At 51.8% G+C, this 15,439-nt stretch carries 8 protein-coding genes; 5 read left to right on the top strand and 3 right to left on the bottom strand.

The window, feature by feature from the left end; translation table 11 throughout:
- Nucleotides 1-2 precede the first annotated feature (2 nt).
- Nucleotides 3-1,619, top strand: a complete 1,617-nt coding sequence (locus SY83_RS04360; protein WP_068604593.1) for a response regulator — start codon at nt 3-5, stop codon at nt 1,617-1,619.
- A 47-nt stretch (nt 1,620-1,666) separates the two neighbouring features.
- Here SY83_RS04360 and SY83_RS04355 read toward each other — a convergent pair whose 3' ends face one another.
- Entirely contained in the window at nt 1,667-3,397 is a 1,731-nt protein-coding gene (locus SY83_RS04355) for a type 2 periplasmic-binding domain-containing protein (protein ID WP_068604591.1), read from the bottom strand.
- Nucleotides 3,398-3,537: 140 nt separating this feature from the next.
- Nucleotides 3,538-5,628, bottom strand: coding sequence for an alpha-galactosidase (locus SY83_RS04350; RefSeq protein WP_068604589.1), 2,091 nt, complete (start codon nt 5,626-5,628; stop codon nt 3,538-3,540).
- Between the two features lie 218 nt (nt 5,629-5,846).
- Between SY83_RS04350 and SY83_RS04345 the strand changes: the two genes are divergently transcribed.
- Nucleotides 5,847-9,623, top strand: a complete 3,777-nt coding sequence (locus tag SY83_RS04345) for a fibronectin type III domain-containing protein (protein WP_068604586.1) — start codon at nt 5,847-5,849, stop codon at nt 9,621-9,623.
- A gap of 416 nt (nt 9,624-10,039) precedes the next feature.
- Here SY83_RS04345 and SY83_RS04340 read toward each other — a convergent pair whose 3' ends face one another.
- Nucleotides 10,040-10,951, bottom strand: coding sequence for a transposase (locus SY83_RS04340; protein WP_197479969.1), 912 nt, complete (start codon nt 10,949-10,951; stop codon nt 10,040-10,042).
- Nucleotides 10,952-11,694: 743 nt separating this feature from the next.
- Here SY83_RS04340 and SY83_RS04335 point away from each other — a divergent pair.
- The 3 genes from SY83_RS04335 to SY83_RS04325 are packed head-to-tail and all read left to right on the top strand — an operon-like array spanning nt 11,695 to nt 15,394.
- Entirely contained in the window at nt 11,695-12,714 is a 1,020-nt protein-coding gene (locus tag SY83_RS04335) for an ABC transporter ATP-binding protein (protein WP_068604583.1), read from the top strand.
- On the top strand, nt 12,711-13,679 hold the full coding sequence (locus tag SY83_RS04330) for an ABC transporter ATP-binding protein (protein WP_068604581.1): 969 nt from the start codon (nt 12,711-12,713) through the stop codon (nt 13,677-13,679). The genes SY83_RS04335 and SY83_RS04330 overlap by 4 nt, the downstream gene beginning before the upstream one ends.
- A 26-nt stretch (nt 13,680-13,705) precedes the next feature.
- Nucleotides 13,706-15,394 (top strand): ABC transporter substrate-binding protein, encoded by a 1,689-nt coding sequence (locus SY83_RS04325; protein ID WP_068604579.1) that lies wholly within the window; start codon nt 13,706-13,708, stop codon nt 15,392-15,394.
- The last annotated feature ends 45 nt before the right edge of the window (nt 15,395-15,439 follow it).

Raw genomic sequence — 15,439 nt, 5'->3', positions numbered from 1 at the left:
CCATGTATCAGGTATTGTTGGTAGACGACGAGACATCTGTAGTAGACGCGTTAGCGATTCGGATTCCCTGGCAGGAGCTGGGGATTGATCAGGTGTTTAAAGCTTATTCCGCGTACGAAGCAATAGAATGGTTCCAGGCGGAGAATATCGATCTGGTCATTACCGACATCCGGATGCCGGGTATGACCGGGTTGGAACTAATCGGGAAGCTTAAGGCGCTAAAGAGCCGCACCAAATGTGTATTGCTGACGGGTTTCGCCGAATTCGAGTACGCGAAGCAGGCATTGCAGTCGGAGGCATCCGATTATCTGTTAAAGCCGGTCAGCAATGAGGATTTGATCGCCACTGTGAGACGTCTGGTGGAAGAATTGGCGGAGGAATGGGAAGAGGTCAGTTCCTTTCAACGGGCCTCGTATACATTAAAGGAAAACTTGCCGTTGCTGCGAGCCAACTTATTGACGGATTTATTAGGCGGATTCAAAATGAATACCGACAGCCTGTCAGAGAAACTGCATCTGTTGGAAATTCCATTTCGGCCGGGAGACGGCTATTGTATGCTGCTGCTTCGGATGGAAGATGAATTTCTCAAATACGAGAATTACGGCATTGATCTGATAGAATACGCGGTTTTTAATATGGCGGAGGAAATTTTCGGTGCGGATTTTCACGTTTGGTTCGGCAAGGACACGCATGCGTATCTTGTACTCCTGATCAAGGTAGATTCGAATTCAGCGCAAGCATTAGACAGCGGCAGAGCCTTATTGGAGAGCAAAGCGGCGGAGTTACAGAGCAGCGTGAAGCAATATCTCAAGGGAACCGTTACCGTGTTGCTCAGCAACCAAAGCCTGTTTCCAAGCGGTGTCGCCGAGGTTTATGACACGATGTTACTTGAGATGCGCAAAATTGCCCGGGGGCATAACGGATTCCTAAAGACCGTAGAGGTGCAGGCGAATAAAGTGTATATTCAATCCTTGCAAAGTCTTTATGAGCCGCCGATGTTCAGTCAACTGCTGGAAGCGGGACGATGGGAGGAAGCGGGGGAGAAGCTCGACCAGATTTTTGCCGAATTGTCCGTGAAGTGGGGGGACTCGGTGGAGCACATAAACGAGGTGTATTACACGATCATTTCCGCCTATAATTACATCGCGCACAAGAGCGGCAAGCAGTTGGTCGACATTATCGGTTTAAAGCAAATGGAGTTGGAATTACCGCAGCGGCGCTTTATGGACCGGTTTCGGGAGTGGGCGCTTAGCGGCCTGAACGCTATCCGGGATGAGCTCGACCGTGAGAATCGCAACGCGAACACCGCGATTATCAAGCAGGCGCAGCAATTTATGGAGGAGCGTCTCTCGGATGATGTGTCGCTGCAGGCGATTGCCAACCACGTTTACCTGAATCCGGGCTATCTGTCCAAGCTGTACAAGCTGGAAACCGGCGAGAACATCAGCGATTATCTGTATCGTCTGCGTATGGACAAGTCGGCCTTTTATCTCAAAAATTCCAATCACAAGATTCAAGAAATCTGCGAGCTGCTCGGGTACCAGAATACGTCCTATTTCATCAAAATGTTCAAGAAACACTTCGGCGTCACCCCGCAGGATTATCGCAACAGTTTGTAGATATAAAGAAGACGCGCAAGGGTTGCCCCTTGCGCGTCTTATCACTGTTATTTGGTTGTGGCGTACCACTCGTTCACTTCTTCTTCAATCTTGGCGTAACCGGCTTTGCGATAGTCCTCAAGGAACTTGTCGTATTGGTCCACCGTCATTTCACCGTAAATGATTTTGGAAATCGTTTCTTTACGAATCTTATCCAGCATGGAGTTCTTCGCAAGCATCGTCTTCGTTACAGGAACCCCGACAACGGAATCCACCTGCGCGCCGCTTGCCAGCATATCCAGATTCATCTTGGCCGCCGCAAGAGAATGGGTGTCTTCACCGCCGAATTGTTTAACCTCCAGCGGTGTTTCCGGCTTGCCGCCCGCGGTGAATTTCGTAAGCATATCCACCCACATATCCGGGAATCTGAAATCTTTCGGAACGGATATACGAACGACATCAATATAAGCATCACCCAGCTTGGCTTTGTCATTCGTAGGTTGCCCGTCGACGGTTGCCCAATCATAACCTTCCGCCAAGCCAAATTCGTATTTGGAGCCTTTATCCGGATCGAGATAATTTTTGTAGAACCAGTTCATGTATTTCATAACCGCTTCCGGATTCTTCGCATCTTTCTTGATCATGACAATATTGCCGTTAATCGGACTTTCCTTCGTTACCTTTAACGTGCCGTCTTTACCCGTAGGATAAGGGTATGGTTTGAATTCGGAACCCGGAACATTCTTCAGCAAGTCAGGGAATGGCCAGACAGATAACCAATACGATCCGAAGACAATGCCGACATCGCCTTTCGTGAACATTTCACCGGCCTTCATCTCATCATAGATCCCGCTGTCTTTCGGCATATAGCCTTTCTTCATCCAATCTTGCAAACGTTGTAAGCCTGGTTTCACTTCGGGCGTAAGCAACGGCTGGTAGATCTTGCCTTCCGCATTCTCAATCCAGATATTATCATTCGGAATCGCACCGTCCCCGGCAAAAGCGAAGTTCGCGCTTCCTAACCAACTGGCGTTGATTGCGGCATTCTTAGGGGCGATCACCGTACCAAACGTATCCTTCTTACCGTCTCCGTCCGGATCTTTATTCGTGAAGGCATCCAGAACGGCATCCATCTCGTCAACGGTCTTAGGTGCTTGCAAGTTCAATTTCTTTAACCAATCTTCGCGAATCCACATGACATTGCTGCCGCCGATGACGTTATAGCTGGGCAGACCATACTTCTTGCCGTCTACGGTAACACCGCGCCATGTTTCCGGATGTTTCTCCGCCGCTTGTTTCCAAGAATCGATGGCGTATTTCTCGAACAATTCCTCAATCGGCATATATTTACCGGATTGCACCAGTTGACCGAACAGAAGCGGATCCCTTGTGGAAAGCATATCAGGCAGCTCCTGATTCGCGGAGAGCGCCAGACGTACTTTCTCTGTGTTTTCCGGGTCGGAAGCGGCCGTCCATAGATACTTCATCTTGATATTCAGATCTTGCTCAATCGTCTTGTCCAGGATGTTATTGTCGATGCTTTCGCCCTCTTTAAACTTTACATCGCCTTCCAACACCTTGGCTGTGGTCATGGTGACCGGTTCCGCGTATTTACCCAACGGATCAACAGTCTCCGCCGGTTGGTTCGCATTGGCGGCATTGTTTGCCGGCTTGTTTCCGTTGGTTGTCTCGGTATTGCCTCCGCCGTTGTTGCTGCATGCGGACACGAACAACAATGTAGCGATCAACGCGGTATTCAAGACTTTCTTGCTAATCCCCTTGGTTCTTAGTGATTTCATTTGTGTTCCTCCCTTTTAATCTACTGCTTTACACTTTTATCTTAATTCAACGGGGAATGCGTCCGATATAAAACAATTTCGTTATTCATAGTCCGTTATCGCTATTTTATAAAACGTTTTCATAGGTCTTCTTTACTTCCTCATTCCACTCCAAAAAACACAAGATGTGCGCCCATTTCCCTAAACTCCGCGTCAATTCGCGCGTAGCCGTCTTGATCATAGGTAACGGTCACACCCTCGCTGGCATAGCGGATTGGGCTCACGGGTCTCTCTGTAATATAACTGTAAGTTCCGGGCGATCCGGCAAAAAGCGACACAACGCCCCGGCCTGTATCAGCGTTAATCTTCTCATAAATTTCAGGACTCCCGCCTACGGTTCCGGTCAATTTCAAGGTTGCTGAGGTTATATCATCCCGCACTTTTTTGTACTTGTCCAGAATGAAATTCATGTTATCCAAACCTTCATCGGATACCGTGGACAGGTCGCCCCAGACGCCGTTGTGTCCCAGAATGAGCGTCGCGAGCGAGATGAGCTGGTGGGAGGACGGTTGGTCTGGATAGTAGTGAGTCAGGTAAAGCACCGACGGAATCCATTTGTCCAAATTCAAAGGGGTGCGGGTAATCCAGCCCCGAGCCGGGCCGGGATAGAAGAAAATGTTCCCGTTCCCGTCATTCAGGTCGCCCGGCAGGTCATAGTTCTGATAGTACGGACCGTTGTTAATCAGGAAGTACTTCCCGGAGGACAGGAACCCAAGACCCACATAGCGTTCTCCTTCGGTTACGTCAAAATCCACAATCGCTTCAGGGCACGCCGCGCACAGCTTATCCACGATGCGTGACATATACCGCCCCATCATGAACGCGTAATGGTGCGCTCGCTCCTCTTGCGTATGCGTATCATCGCCGTGGGCATGGGTTGGATCATCGCAGCCGTACTGGGCGATCCAGTCCCATTTGAAATACGTTACCCCGACTTCTTTCACAAGGCGTATGAGCTCATCCGCGAAGGAATCCGCATAGTCGCTGACCAGACACATGTAGTAGCTTTCTTCCGTTTCCCAAACGGGACGGGGATCCACCTTGGTGCCGCCGCGACCCATCACTTCGTTGTGATGCTTATGGGCCATGCTGCTGGAGAGCGCCGCGGAGGTAGGCTCGAACCACAGTCCCATCTTCATGCCGTAACCGTCAAGCTTCGCCTTGATGGACTTCAGTCCGTCCGGGAAGCGCTCCCGGTTGACACGCCAGTCTCCCGTCTTCTCGAACCAGCCCGCGTCGATGACGAACACCTCCACTCCCATGCGGTGCGCGCTGTCAATTTCAGCCAAAACCCGTTCCTGATTCATAGCGTCCAGAAACTTGCCTTTATACCAATGCTTCGTGCGCTCCTGCAGGTTCCAGGTGTTGTAGAAAATATAAGGCTTGCGGCTCTCCGTATTCTCGCTCATGCCGTGCAGGACGAAGCTGCGGTACTGTTCCGCAAGCTGATCTTCATTGCCTTCCACGGCCGCAAGCTGAAACCATACCGTTTCGAAGGCGGCCGACCCGGCATGGCCGGGCCGATGCAGCGGCTGGCCGTGCAGGTAGTTGCCTTTCGCGGCGGCGAGCGCTACGCCGCGACCCGGCTGCAGCCGGAACTCAATGAACGCGTCCGGCACCTGGGAGCCGTGTTCATAGGCCGTTAAGAAGGCGTGCGTGTCGTCCGCGCCAGTCAGCATCGGGCCCATGACGCTGCGTCCATGGGCATAATCGCGCTCGCGGAGCGGGAGCTCGGACAGACAGTAGCTGTGGACCATGTCGATGAACTCCGAAAAGCGAATTTCCTTCGCTTGAGGGAGCTCCGCATGGGACAGCGTAAAGTACGTGAGCTCGTCGCGGCCCTGGGTTTTCGTGAGGCGAAGCGGCTCGTTACTGCTCAGTGCGTACTGGAACCGGACGACAGGATTGTCGTCGGTTAAGCGCACCTTGAGCGTCAATAGCAGCTCGGCGCCGTTCACGGTTACGGCCGCTTCCGCCGCATATTCCGTGCTGCCGCCCCGCAACCTGCGCGGCTCCGCGGCTACGCGGAACGAGCTCGGCTGAAGCTTGACAGTGTGCCCGTCAATCTCTGCTGTGGGAGCGCCCAGCGTGAAGGTACGTCCGCTGGAACGAACGGTGTAGTCAATGAAGGATTGCGAATTTGGGGCCAGGGTAAGAACGACTTGCGTATTCTCAAAAATAACGGGTTTCATGTGATGCGCCTCCAATAAACGAATAGGTTATAACAGCATTGTAGCGAAGGAGGCGGGGCGATCGAAATAGAAGGATTTAAGCTTTTATAACGTTCTCTTCGTCAATTCGACCATGAGATCTAAACTGCAAAGTGCTATAAATATCCAAATCCTATTATAGTATCGAGTAGATTTCCAACTCTATAATGTAAGCGATATCATTTATGAGGAGGTAATTTATGAAAATGAAGTTGAAGATGAAGCAGACGATGAAGTTGAAACCGATTCGCACCCTGATGGCAGGGATCCTGTTACTAAGCGCATCCCCGTTCCAGGTGCTGGCGGAGACGTCCGAGGCACCGCCTTTGCAGGCTCCCGCGGCTTCCCAGACGGTGACAGCGGCTACCTACGTCACCGATTCTCCGCGTGATCCGTGGCTGCAGCCGTTCTCCCAGGACAGCATTTGGAACACGCCAATCGGCAGCGGAGCGGACTACCAGCCGGCTAATTTACCGGGTCAGGGCTATGTGCATTCGGATGACGAATGGCATTTCAAGACCTACGCCACCGATCCGGTAAGGACGATTTATTCGCCCGGCGGATGGACGGACCGTTGCCAGGGCACCAAGCCGGGTGAAGGGGAAGCGACGATGCATATCGCGGATGATATCCTCGTAGCGGATACGATTACCACCGGCGGGGTCTACGAGACACCGAACAATGTGTCCACGTTTCTGAAGCCGGACGGGCGCTCGCTGATCTCTATCGAGCCGCTGTGCCGGAACGTGGTAGGCGGACCGGTTTACGGCTACCAGAAGATGCCGAATGAAGACATTCAAGGCACAGGAATCTACGGAACGCATTGGGGTTCCGGATTGTCCGGCTTCGGCGGTTCCTTGCGCCATGGAGAGCTCACCGGCGATGCGCCGATCTCCCATGTTCTGAAGCTGAACGTATGGGGGAAATACCTGTATTACAACGCGGCTGAAGACACCACACCAGGATTCCGCTGGCCTGCGGACCGATCGGACAGCTACGCCTCAGGCAACTATAAAGGAGCGAACCCAAAGCTTCAGATGGGGGCGTTAATGGCGATTCAGCCCGGAGAAACGGTGGAAAGTCTGGGCTTAACGAGTGAAGTCGGCAAGAAGTTCTTCCATGCGCTCCAGGATTACGGCGCCTATATCGCGGACGACACGGGCTGGGATGCCTATGCGTTCTCCTTGTCTACGGAGGCTCGTCATGAGTTTGAGGAGCACTACGGTTTCTCCTTCAATCAATCCGGCGGTCAAGGCGCATCCAAAGCCTACTACGACGATATGGTGAAGCTGATCAGCAAGCTCCATATCGTGGACAACAGCGCTCCGGATACCATCGGAGGAGGCGGAGAGCGCCGCGCGCCGCTGGTGAATCCGGCATTCCGCGAAATGGATGCCGAAGCGCCGTCCACGCCGACAGCTCTTACGGTGGAATCGCGAACGACGAATTCCGTGACGCTTTCGTGGGTCGGCTCAACGGACAACACGCGTGTAATGGAATACGAAATCTGGAACGGCTCGAAGAAAGCGGGTTCCACATACGGTGCGACCACCTTTACGGTGAAAGGGCTCAAGAAAGCATCGGCCTATACGTTCAAAATACGCGCTAAAGACACGAACCTCAACAATTCCGCATTTAGCGATGAAGTCAGGGCGCAGACCTTTGACGGATATGCGGAAAACTTCGACAGCAACACCGCGGCCGGCTGGGCGCTGAACAACGGTTCTCTGGAATACGGCCGGTTGAAGCTGACGGGTTGGGGGAGCGAGGGGAATGCATTCTATACGGGACGCGCTTTCTCGGCGGGCGCTCAAGGGAAGTACATCTACAATGTGGCGCTGCAGACTGACGGCGCGGATAACTACGGCAAAACCCGTGTCTATTTCAACCGACAGGACGCGGACAACACGTATTATGTTCAGTTTGGCGGGGGTGAGACGAATACGGTTGAGCTGGTGAAGGTTATCAACGGTACGGCCGCTTCATTGGCCACCTATTCAAGTTCCTTCTCGATCAACAAATGGGATTGGCCGGTCATCGGAGTTACCTATAGCGCGGGCGGATCCATTAAGGTAACCGGAACCCGCGGGGGAGCGGAAACGGTGCTGTTCGACCAAGTGACGGACACTTCATTTACATCAGGTCAGGTGGGCGTCGGTGCGGCGGGCACGCAATCTTTTGCCGATAACGTTAGTGTGTTGGTGGATAGCGGGTTGACCGGTCCGGATACCGAGGCGCCTACCTCCCCGGGCAGCTTGCAAGCGGCTGAACTGACTACGACATTGGCCACACTGACATGGCAAGCGGCCGAAGATAACGTGGGCGTAAGCAGCTATAACGTATATGTAAACGGTGAGTTGCAAGGCTTTACGGAGTTAACTGCTTATGCCGTTAAGAATCTGACCAAAGCTACCAATTATACATTCCGTGTGGAAGCGGTGGACGGTACCGGTAATAAATCCGTACCGGCGGAACTTTCGGTGACTACGCCTGCCGTGGATAGCAAAAAGACGTATACGCAAGCTTTTGACGGGACTGCGTTGGAAGGTTGGAGTTTATCCCAGGCGGAATTGTCAGGCGGTACGCTGCAGACCGGCAATTGGGGCGGCGACGCGTTGGCTGTGTACACCGGGGATTCGTTCTCGGGCGATGTGCGCTACGAGGTGGATGTGAATGCTTGGGGCACGGGGGATGCGAATCTAATTAGGGTGTTTTTCCAGTACCAGGATGCGGGCAACAGCTACCTGCTGGAAACCGGCGGGAACGACAATAACACGCTGAAGCTGTATGCGATTACGGGCGGCAACCGTGCGGAATTGGGCACATTCAGCAACTACAGCCTTAAAGCCGGCGCGAAGCTGATCATCCAGATCAAGGACGGGAAGTTGACCGTTACAGGCCGCCAGAACGCGACGGACACGGTGTTGTTCGACGGTCTGGATGCCGCGATCACGTTTGGCACAATCGCACTGGGCGCGCAATACAACTTCGCTTTCTTCGACAATCTGACGATCGAATCGGTTATCAGCGATGTGGAAGCTCCGAGCTCTCCGTCCGCTTTGAGATCACTTTACGCAACGGAGGACGCGGTCTCCCTGGAGTGGACAGCCGCGACGGATAACGTGGGCGTTGCCGGTTACGATGTATATCGGGACGGCGTGAAAGTCGGATCAGCCGCCTCAACCGGCTGGACGGCAACGGGGCTTGCGGGAAGCACGAGCTATACGTTCACGGTAACGGCGAAGGACCGCGCGGGGAATGTCTCCCCGGCGAGCGAGCCGCTGACCGTGAAGACGAAAGCTTCGACCCGTCTGCCGCGTACGGCGTGGACCGCGACGTCGTCGCCAAGCTTCGCGGAGTCGCCGGCGGCGAACGCGTTCGATGGTGTTGCGTCCACGCGATGGAGCTCCGGCCAGTCGATGGCGGGGGGACAGACGTTCACCCTGGACTTGGGCGCCAAGTCCAAGTTCAACCGCATCGTGCTGGACGCGTCCGGATCGGCGAACGATTATGCGCCGGGTTACGAGGTATACGTCTCGCAGGACGGGACGACTTGGGGCTCCGCTGTAGCGGTCGGTACCGGGAACACCGTTACGGATATCGCATTCAAGAATGTCGATGCCCGTTACATCAGGATTGTGCAGACCGGCACTTCGGGCAGCTGGTGGTCCATCCACGAAATGAGCGTACATCTGGAGCCGGACCTGCAGCCGCCGAGCGCGCCGACAGCGCTGAAAGCGACGCGAATCACCGACTATATCGGCGTGCTGAAATGGACGCCCTCCACCGACAACGACGGTGTGAAGCACTATGAAGTGTACGTTGACGGCCGCAAGGTGTTGATTGTGAAGCACCCTTACGCGCCGATCATTTACCTGAAGAAGAAGGAAACGCACAGCTTCGCCATTAAAGCGGTGGATCACAGCGGGAATGTTTCCCCTTTGTCCGCGCCGCTTACTGTGAAGCTGAGTAAATAATGATTGAACCGCAGGCGGCATTGTCCGTCCTGCGGTTTTTTTAAAAATGATAGGAAGTATATAAAATTCGGGTGGTACTAGGGTTTGCACTTCTTTAGGGGGGTTCATGATACTTACTTAATAAACTTGAATGCTGGGTTATCCCGAAGGCTCAGTGGTGTGATCGAAGAACTGGAATGCTGGGTTATCCCGAAGGCTCAGTGGTGTGATCGAAGAACTGGAATGCTGGGTTATCCCGAAGGCTCAGTGGTGTGATCGAAGAACTGGGATGCTAGGTTATCCCGAAGGCTCAGTGGTGTGATTGAAAAAGGCAATGAAGTTGCCGCAGCTATGCACGGAATTGCCGTGAAATTTGGGAAATGAGGATTAATGTGTTTAGAGAAGCAAAGATGAATAGTTAAATGTTTGTCCGTTAGTTAGGCAACCTGTACATGTAAGCACATCGGTTTGCGTGAAATGAGTTGTTTATAAGTAACAGCAGGTGTATCAATGAACAACCGAAATAACCTCGACACCGCACGGTTCGGCTTCAACGAATGATTGATGCGGTAGGATACTTCATCGAGATACGATTGCAAATGTTTGTCGCTTACTCCGTAATAACGCTCGTTGATTCTAACAGGAACAGAATCACAAATGATATTTAATGTGTCGCATGCGTTATACTTTTTGGAACCGTAATGAATAAAAGGAACTCGGACAGAACTACTAACATGAGTCTCAATGAAATTGGAATAATCCCAATAACTAAGTTCTTTGTTAGGATGATGTTTGGCTATAAAAACATGCTTTAACTTAACATAGGAAACTTCACCATAGAAGTTAAGAGAAGCCCCTCCAACAAATGGCTGCTCGTTCCGAATCGTCTTAAAGCCTTTAATATGGAAATTGCACGGATTGTACTCAGCTGAAATCACTTCGACAAGTCCTGTGAGCAGCTGCTTTGCATCTCCTTGCTGAATGGCATGGCGAAGTTTATGAAGGATCAACCAAGCCGTCTTATAAGTGACTTGAATGACGGTGGCTAATTCCACCGCGTTGATTGAAGTAGAAGGGTTAGCAATGAGAAATAAAGCTTGAAACCATTTATGAAGTAAGGTGCGGCTTCCTTGCATAATGGTCCCCACGAGAAGAGAAGCTTGATACTTGCAGTTGCGGCATTCATACAGAGGTAGCCGACGTGTAGTGATAACATAGGCATCAACGCAATCACAACGTGGACAGCGGTAACCGTTGGGCCACTTGATTGAGATCAGGATGGGAACACATGAAGCTTCATCATGATATTTGCGCTTAAATTGATCGAAAGTTACTACATGAGTAGACACAATCCTCACTCCCCTTACGCAACATAGGAACAAACGTTCTATACATGTCATATAATACCAAACAAATGTTCTTATTACAAGTGATTTTTTGAAAAGAACGAATATTATTTTTACCTGATTCTTTGGGACAACCCAGCACCGGAAATAAAATAATCTTTACCTGATTTATTGGGATAACCCAGCATCGGCGCTGAATGCATTTAATACTTGGCAGTTGACCAAGCAACATGATCCAGCCTCGCGCGTGAACTCTTTAGTTTCCAACAGAGCCAAGAACACGTTCGCCCAGCTTGAGAGACCTCGATAAAGGTTTTTTAAGTAGCGTTTCACTACTTGTTTATGGTCATAGTCCACACATTGGCATTTTAAGTAGCATTTCACTACTTCTACAACGGTTATGTCGATAGTTTTAGTTCAATCCGCCTATTTAAATAGTGAATTACATCTATAATGTGGACATTTTATAGCTGCTTCTGATTTAAGATGTGATTCGCTACAACATTTAGCCTTCAAGTCCTATAAGATTCAGATGATTCACGGGATAAATATATTTTCTTCGTCAAGTAGACTTACATATTGTGATAGTGACAGCGATTTCATTCGACTATAAAATTTGCAATTGACAGAAAATTCTTTCGAGCCCTATACTATTAACATCTTATTATCCTTAATATGGTTAGAACATGACATATTTCCTCACATCCTACATAAGAGTTTTCATTTCACAAGAAGGAGATTAGCGCATGGGAACGAACCTTCTCCACATTCAAGATTTACATACTCATTTCGTAACCGACCGGGGCGAGATTCCCGCGGTTGACGGCGTGGACCTATACATAAGACAAGGCGAGATTGTAGGCGTGGTTGGTGAATCCGGCTGCGGCAAGAGCGTAACCTCGCTGTCCATCATGCAGTTAATCCCCAAGCCCCCGGGCAAGATTGCAGGCGGGACGATTCTATTCAAGGACGAAGATTTAACGAAAGCCAAGGAAAAACGGATGAAGTCCATTCGCGGCAATCAGATTTCCATGATTTTTCAAGAACCGATGACTTCGCTTAACCCTTTATTGACCATTGGTGAACAGATTGCCGAGACGTTGCGCATCCATCGTAAGATCAACAAGAAGCAAGCGATGGAGCAGGCTGTGGTGATGTTGAAGAAGGTCGGCATTGCCCGGGCTGACAAAATCGTGAAGGAATATCCCCATCAGTTGTCAGGCGGAATGCGCCAAAGGGTGATGATCGCTATCGCCTTATGCTGCGAGCCGGAGTTATTGATCGCCGATGAGCCGACAACAGCGTTGGATGTAACCATACAGGCGCAGATCCTCGATCTCATGAAGAAGCTGAACGAAGAAACAGGAACAGCAATCCTCATGATTACGCATGATCTTGGCGTCGTCGCCGAAATTTGTCACCGGGTCGTGGTCATGTATGCGGGGAAAGTGGTGGAAGAGGGGACGGTCAGTGAGATCTTCACCCGGCCGCAGCATCCGTACACGCAAGGATTGATTCGGTCTATTCCTAAGCTGAGCGAAGATGTGAAGCGGCTCTATTCCATTCCCGGTAACGTACCGATGCCCGGAACGATTAGGGAAGGCTGCCGCTTCGCGCCACGCTGCGAGTACGTGATGGACCGCTGCCGAACGGAGCTCCCGGAGCTGTTGGCTACCGGAGGTCAAAGTCAGGGACAAGGCCAAGCTCCAACCCACAGCCACCGCTCCCGTTGCTGGTTGAACACGGAACAGGAGGTGGCGAATTGAGCGTGAATTTGCTGGAAGTCGATTCGCTAAAGACTTATTTCCCCATACGCACAGGCCTTCTCCAACGCGAAACCGGACAAGTGAAGGCCGTGGACAATGTATCCTTTCAGGTTCGTAAAGGGGAAGTGTTCGGCATTGTCGGCGAGAGCGGATGCGGCAAGTCCACAACCGGCCGCACGCTGCTCCGGCTGATTGAGCCGACGGCGGGGAGGGTGCTTTTTGAAGGCGAAGATGTGACGGGTTTCTCGGATGAGAAGATGCGCAGGGTTCGCCGCGATATGCAGATGATCTTCCAGGATCCGTTCGCTTCGCTTAATCCCCGGCACAAAGTCCGGAAGATTCTCGAAGAACCGCTCATCGTCCACAACATGGGCAACAGCAGCGAACGCCGCAAGCGCGTGGAACAAGTGATGCAAACGGTAGGGTTAAACCCATCGCAGCTGGATCGCTACCCGCATCAATTCTCGGGAGGACAACGTCAGCGGATCGCCATCGCGCGTGCCTTGATGTTGAATCCGAAGCTGATCGTTGCCGATGAACCGGTATCCGCGCTGGACGTATCCATTCAATCCCAGATCCTGAACCTGATGCAGGACCTGCGTGACGAATTCGAGCTCACCTATGTGTTTATTGCGCATGATTTGAGCGTGGTGAAGCATTTTTGCAATCGGGTGGCGGTCATGTATCTGGGGAATATTGTCGAGCTGGCGGACACCAAATCGTTGTACAGCGCGCCCAAGCATCCTTACACCCAAGCGCTGCTGTCGGCTGTGCCTGATCCCGACCCGACGATGAGGAAAGAACGCATCATTCTGCAAGGCGAAGTGCCGAATCCGGCGGATGCGCCGCAAGGCTGCGTATTTCATACGCGCTGCCCTCACGCCATGGACGTGTGCAAGGAGAAGAGGCCCGTACTACAGCAGCTTTCGGAAGGTCATGGCGTCGCATGTCATCTCTACCCATAGACCATGCGTGGGGGGATTACAGATATATGAGAGATGAAGAGGAGGAGAGTATTTTGGCAAAATGGTTAACATCTACAGCAACCCTGGTACTTGCCGCAACGATTGTATTTACAGGATGCAGCAACAACAATGGGGCCAACGCACCAGCTAACGGGGGCAACGAACCGGCCAAGACGGAAACACCGGCTGAGGACACTGCGGCTAAAGGTCAAGATACGCTCATCACGGCGCGCGGGGGCGACTCTGCTTCCTTGGACGCAGCCATCGTCACCGACGGGGAATCGCTTAAGGTAACGGAGCAAGTGATGGAAGGTTTGCTAGGCTATAAAGCGGGTACGACGGAAATCGAAGGACTGCTGGCGGAGAGCTGGGAAGGTTCCGCGGACGGCCTGACCTACACGTTCAAGCTTCGTCAAGGCGTGAAGTTCCATGACGGAACGGATTTCAACGCGGATGCGGTAGTATTTAACTTCACGCGCTGGAGTGATCCGAAATCGGCGTTTAAATTCGAAGGCGACTCCTTCGATTACTACGATTCCATGTTTGGCCCGGACGGCAGCCGTGTGATCAAGTCGGTTGAAGCTGTGGATCCGTCCACGGTGAAATTTACATTGGTGAAGCCGCAAGCCCCATTCCTGCAAAACATCGCCATGCCGTCCTTCGCTATCGGCTCCCCGAAAGCGATTCAGGACAAGAAAGCGAAGTACAAGGATGAGCCTGTAGGTACCGGCCCGTTCATGTTCAAAGAATGGAAACGCAATGATTCCATTACGCTGGAGAAGAACGCGACGTACTGGCAAGAAGGCAAGCCGAAGCTGAACAAGGTGATCTTCCGCGTTATCCCGGAGAACTCCGCTCGCTTTACGGCGCTGCAGAACGGTGAGATTGATCTGATGGAAGGCGTAAATCCAGATGATCTGTCGGTACTGGAAGGCAATACAGAGCTTCAGAAAATTGTTCGTTCTTCATTCAACGTAGGCTACCTTGGTTTCAACAACAAGAAGAAGCCTTTTGACAATCCGAAAGTGCGCGTAGCGTTAAGCCACGCGATTAACAAACAAGGCATTATTGAAGCGTTCTACGGCGGATTGGCCGAGCCGGCTGTGAACCCGATGCCGCCTTCCACATTAGGCTATAACGGGGATGTTCAGGATTACCCATACGATCTGGAGAAGGCGAAGTCGTTGCTTGCGGAAGCAGGCTATGCGAACGGTCTGCCGGAAGAAATCACGTTCTACGCGATGCCGGTAGCGCGTCCGTATATGCCGGACGGCAAGAAAGTGGCTGAGGCGATTCAGGCTGATTTTGCCAAAATTGGTGTGAAAACGAAGATCGAATCCCCGGAGTGGGCAACGTATCTGGATGACGCTAAAGCCGGTGAGAAAGATGATATTTTCATGTTAGGCTGGACCGGTGATAACGGGGATCCGGATAACTTCCTGTTCACGCTGCTTCACAAGGATGCAATCGGCAGCAACAACTATGCTTTCTACAACAACGAAGAAGTGAACAAGCTATTGACGGCGGGCCAATCCGAGACAGATTCGGCGAAACGCGAAGAGCTTTACAAGCAAGCGCAAGTGTTGATCAAGCAAGATGCGCCGTGGGTGCCGCTTGTTCACTCCACACCGCTCTTGGCGGGTAAAGCCAACCTGAAAGGGTATGTACCTTCCCCGACAGGATCGGAAACTTACAGCGACGTGTACTTCGAATAGTCAGGAAAGCGGCGGCAGGTGTCTGCCTGCCGCTTTTTATTTTTT

Origin of the sequence: Paenibacillus swuensis (assembly GCF_001644605.1) — a bacterium.
In the GTDB taxonomy this organism is placed as follows: domain Bacteria; phylum Bacillota; class Bacilli; order Paenibacillales; family DY6; genus Paenibacillus_N; species Paenibacillus_N swuensis.
Note: the sequence above shows the minus strand (reverse complement) of the source record. Positions and strands in the feature narration are given on the sequence as shown.